Genomic DNA, 4,910 nt, shown 5'->3' with positions numbered 1-4,910 from the left:
AGGATTGGAAAAAAGTGTTTTAAAGTCCACTGTCAGCAGACAATGGACAAAGTTGCTTTTTGGAAACAATTGAGTATAAGGACGAAAACGTCCCCAGTAGTCTTTCATTGTATTGATGATTTCGCCAGAGATGAAATAGAAGGCAATCCCTGCAAAAGCTACTAAAATCAAATATTTCAATTGTTTACCATCTTTTTCAGAAAGCCACTTAAAAATTCCAATTTCTCCGATTCCCCATATACCTACGGAACAAGCAAATTCTAAAAATTTAGAGTAAACAACTTTTTGAGAACTATCATTATTAGCAGTACCAATAGCAATACCGTCCTTAATATTATTAAGCATGCTAACAGTGTAACCAAACCATTCTTGTACCATTCCGTAAATACCCCAAAATGCTACTAAGAGCATAAGCATAGCAAGAAAATAGCGAATCCATCTACTTCCAGAGCGATTTATCGCAGCATATGCCAGAATACTCGCGCTAATATAAAGTACTAAGTGTTCGGGAAACATGCCATAAATTTGGAAGATGGTTCCAAAAACAGAAGCTTGACTTGCGAAATTTTCTGAAATAGCCAAATCAAAAAGAGAGGCTAAAATAAGAAATACGAAAGTGATGCTAAAAAAGACAGTGAGAAGTTTTTTCTCAGATGTAGTGACAGTCATAATATTCTCCTTTTATTTTTTTACCAAGAGTATATCATTAGGAAATCAAAGGAGAATAAAGATATTGTAAAATTTAGGAAAAATGTAACTGTAGTCTTTTTCATTTTACACTCAAAAAGAAGAAAGACCGATACTCATGGAACTCGGAGCCTCTTCGCAGACACTTTTCTTTAATCTTGTTGTGGTAGTTTGTAGTTGGTTAACAATATCATTTCAGACAGAAGAGGCCTCCGGTGAAACCGCTTTTTACCTGATTTTAACGGTTTTAGTGATAAAAGTTAGATGGATTGGCAATTATCACTAAATGATGTAGATATGACGGTTGAAAATATTCTGAAGTCAGTGCTGCTTTTCTTCTCCGAATAAATTAGATTAGAATTTCAAATTTCCGAACAAATATGTTATAATAGTCCTATGTAATTCGTGGAACGAAAGGAATTGAACCCGATCGGAACGCTCGAGATTTAGAGAAGTTGTCTTTTGTGTCTACACACTGCACTGATTCCCTAAAACTCTATCGCTTTCTGTTCGCTCTTGGTATCTTGTTTATGAAACTTTTGGTTGTTGGTTCTGGTGGTCGTGAGCATGCGATTGCTAAGAAGTTATTGGCGTCTCCGCAGGTGGAGCAGGTTTTTGTTGCGCCCGGAAATGATGGCATGACGCTTGATGGGTTGGATTTGGTTAATATAGGAATTTCCGAACATTATAAGCTCGTTGATTTTGCCAAGGAAAATGATATTGCTTGGTCTTTCATTGGTCCTGATGACGCTTTAGCAGCTGGTATTGTTGATGATTTTAATCAGGCTGGGCTTAAAGCTTTTGGTCCGACTAAGTTAGCAGCGGAGCTGGAGTGGTCTAAGGATTTTGCTAAGGAAATCATGGTCAAATACGGCGTTCCGACAGCAGCCTATGGCACATTTTCCGACTTCGAGGAAGCAAAGGCTTATATCGAAAAGCAGGGCGCTCCTATCGTGGTCAAGGCGGACGGCTTGGCGCTGGGCAAGGGCGTGGTTGTGGCAGAGACCGTGGAGCAGGCGGTCGAAGCAGCGCATGAGATGCTGCTGGACAATAAGTTCGGCGACTCCGGTGCGCGTGTGGTTATCGAAGAATTTCTCGATGGTGAGGAGTTCTCCCTCTTTGCCTTTGTCAATGGCAACAAGTTCTACGTGATGCCTGCGGCGCAGGATCACAAGCGTGCCTATGATGGCGACAAGGGACCAAATACAGGTGGTATGGGGGCTTATGCGCCGGTGCCTCACCTACCTCAAAGCGTGATTGACCAGTCGGTTGACAGTATTGTCAAGCCGGTTCTTGAGGGCATGATTAAGGAAGGCCGTCCTTATCTGGGCGTGCTTTACGTGGGGCTTATCCTGACGGCTGACGGCCCTAAGGTTATCGAGTTCAACTCCCGCTTTGGCGATCCCGAGACCCAGATTATCCTACCGCGTCTGACTTCTGACTTTGCGCAGAACATCACGGACATTTTGGATGGCAAGGAGCCTAGGATCACGTGGCTGGACAAGGGTGTGACTCTGGGTGTGGTTGCCGCTTCGAACGGCTACCCGCTAGACTATGAAAAAGGTGTCAAGTTGCCAGCCAAAACCGATGGCGGCATCATCACCTACTATGCTGGAGCTAAGTTTGAGGAAAATAGCAGAGCACTGCTATCAAACGGCGGACGTGTTTATATGCTCGTCACCACAGCAGATACTGTGAAAGAATCCCAAGACATCATCTACCAAGAACTCTCCCAACAAAACACAGAAGGCCTCTTTTACCGAACAGATATCGGAAGCAAGGCAATAAAAGATTAACAGACACAAAAATTATCAGGGTGAGCGAAAGCGAGCCAAACTAAGACCATTATCAAAAAAGAATTAGCAAAAATTCACAAAATACGTTAATGGTCGTTTGATTTACGAGCGTTAGCGAGCTAATATAGAACAATCACCGCTGTTGTGAAAGAACGATTGAATGACAATCCAATCGTTCAGGGAAATTGGAAGACCTTGGGCTTCCGATTTAGGTATGAGACACCTTTGGTGGCTGTTGCCGTCTCTCACAACCTAAGGTGATTGAAAAAAGAAAGGAAAGAAAAGGAAAATTATGACTAAACCAATTATTTCCATCATCATGGGTTCAAAATCCGACTGGGCCACCATGCAAAAAACAGCAGAGGTTCTAGACCGCTTCGGTGTAGCCTACGAGAAGAAAGTTGTCTCTGCCCACCGTACACCGGACCTTATGTTCAGACATGCTGAAGAAGCACGTAGCCGTGGCATCAAGGTTATCATCGCTGGTGCTGGTGGCGCAGCTCACTTGCCAGGCATGGTCGCAGCTAAAACAATCCTTCCTGTCATCGGGGTGCCTGTCAAATCGCGTGCCCTTAGTGGCGTGGATTCACTTTACTCTATCGTGCAGATGCCGGGTGGCGTACCTGTTGCGACAATGGCTATCGGTGAAGCAGGTGCGACAAATGCGGCTCTCTTTGCCCTCCGTCTCCTCTCAGTAGAGGATCAGGCTATTGCGACAGCTTTGGCTGATTTCGCAGAAGAGCAAGGAAAAATCGCAGAGGAGTCTACCAATGAGCTCATCTAAAACAATCGGAATTATCGGTGGCGGTCAGCTTGGTCAGATGATGGCCATTTCTGCTATCTACATGGGGCACAAGGTCATCGCGCTGGATCCTGCGGCGGATTGCCCAGCCTCTCGCGTGGCGGGAATCATCGTGGCGCCTTATAATGATGTGGATGCTCTTCGTCAGTTGGCAGAGCGTTGCGATGTCCTCACCTATGAGTTTGAAAATGTCGATGCTGACGGTCTGGATGCGGTTATCAAGGAAGGACAACTTCCTCAAGGAACAGACCTGCTCCGCATCTCTCAAAATCGCATTTTTGAAAAGGACTTCCTCTCAAACAAGGCACAAGTCACTGTGGCACCCTACAAGGTTGTGACTTCAAGCCAAGATTTGGCAGATATTGACCTTTCTAAAAATTATGTCCTCAAGACGGCGACTGGTGGCTACGATGGGCATGGTCAGAAGGTCATTCGCTCAGTAGAAGATTTGGAAGAAGCCTATGAACTAGCTGAATCAGCAGTTTGTGTCTTGGAAGAATTTGTCAACTTTGACCTTGAAATTTCTGTCATCGTGTCTGGAAACGGCAAGAATGTGACAGTCTTCCCAGTTCAGGAAAATATCCACCGCAACAATATTTTGTCTAAGACCATCGTGCCTGCTCGGATTTCTGCAAGTCTAGCTGAAAAGGCCAAAGCTATGGCAGTGCGAATCGCAGAACAGCTAAATCTATCTGGAACGCTCTGCGTGGAGATGTTTGCGACAGCTGATGACATCATTGTCAATGAGATTGCCCCGCGTCCACACAATTCAGGACACTACTCTATCGAAGCCTGTGACTTCTCCCAGTTTGATACCCATATTCTAGGCGTTCTGGGATCGCCATTGCCAGCTATCAAACTGCATGCGCCAGCCGTTATGCTCAATGTTCTCGGCCAACACATCGAGGCCGCTGAAAAATATGTCACAGAAAATCCAAGCGCCCACCTACACATGTATGGTAAAATAGAAGCGAAGCACAACCGCAAGATGGGACATGTGACTTTGTTTAGTGATGTGCCAGATGAGGTGGAGGAGTTTGGGAAAGGGAAAGATTTTTAGGACAAGTCTATGATTAGACTTCCTGCGAAACTAAAATCCTAGTTCACGGTTGATAATGCCAGCAATCAAATTCATTCGTAATCCAAACCGTTTGCGTCGATTTCGATAGGTTGTTAAAAATATTTTAAACGTTTTTACTTTGGCAAAAATATTCTCAACCTTGATTCTCTCTTTGGATAGCGCATGGTTATAGGCTTTATCTTCAAGAGTTAGTGGCTTCAGTTTGCTTGATTTCCTCGGAGTTTGCGCTTGTGAATACATCTTCATAAGTCCTTGATAACCACTGTCTGCCAAGATTTTACCAGCTTGTCCGATATTTCTGCGACTCATTTTGAACAATTTCATATCGTGGCAATAGTTCACAGCGATATCCAAAGAAACAATTCTCCCTTGACTTGTGACAATCGCTTGAGCCTTCATAGCATGATATTTCTTTTTACCAGAATAATTGGCTAGTTGATTTTTTTAGGACGATTGATTTTTACCTCTGTTGCATCCACAATCACCGTATCCTCAGCACTAAGATGAGTTTTTGAAATCGTAAAACCACTTTGAATAAGAGTTG

At 43.9% G+C, this 4,910-nt stretch carries 4 protein-coding genes and 2 pseudogenes; 4 read left to right on the top strand and 2 right to left on the bottom strand.

From position 1 onward, the window contains the following. Positions 1-669 (bottom strand): annotated as a pseudogene (locus FGQ53_RS11860) (hypothetical protein); the annotation flags it as partial. Positions 670-1,217: 548 nt separating this feature from the next. Between FGQ53_RS11860 and purD the strand changes: the two are divergent. The 4 genes from purD (at position 1,218) to purK (ending at position 4,345) form a co-directional block, all read left to right on the top strand. Then, a complete protein-coding gene (purD, locus tag FGQ53_RS11075; RefSeq protein ID WP_138338803.1) occupies positions 1,218-2,483 on the top strand; it encodes a phosphoribosylamine--glycine ligase in 1,266 nt (421 codons plus the stop codon). Between the two features lie 144 nt (positions 2,484-2,627). Then, entirely contained in the window at positions 2,628-2,744 is a 117-nt protein-coding gene (locus FGQ53_RS12235; RefSeq protein ID WP_138338800.1) for a phosphoribosylaminoimidazole carboxylase, read from the top strand. A 31-nt stretch (positions 2,745-2,775) separates the two neighbouring features. Continuing rightward, a complete protein-coding gene (gene purE, locus FGQ53_RS11065) occupies positions 2,776-3,267 on the top strand; it encodes a 5-(carboxyamino)imidazole ribonucleotide mutase (RefSeq protein WP_054435011.1) in 492 nt (163 codons plus the stop codon). Further along, the gene (gene purK, locus FGQ53_RS11060) at positions 3,254-4,345 is read left to right on the top strand and encodes a 5-(carboxyamino)imidazole ribonucleotide synthase (protein WP_138338797.1); all 1,092 of its coding nucleotides are present in this window, start codon (positions 3,254-3,256) and stop codon (positions 4,343-4,345) included. The genes purE and purK overlap by 14 nt, the downstream gene beginning before the upstream one ends. Positions 4,346-4,375: 30 nt before the next feature. Here purK and FGQ53_RS11055 read toward each other — a convergent pair. Then, positions 4,376-4,910 (bottom strand): annotated as a pseudogene (locus tag FGQ53_RS11055) (transposase); the annotation flags it as partial.

This window comes from Streptococcus mitis, from assembly GCF_005844455.1.
Lineage (GTDB): Bacteria > Bacillota > Bacilli > Lactobacillales > Streptococcaceae > Streptococcus > Streptococcus mitis_BF.
Note: the sequence above shows the minus strand (reverse complement) of the source record. Positions and strands in the feature narration are given on the sequence as shown.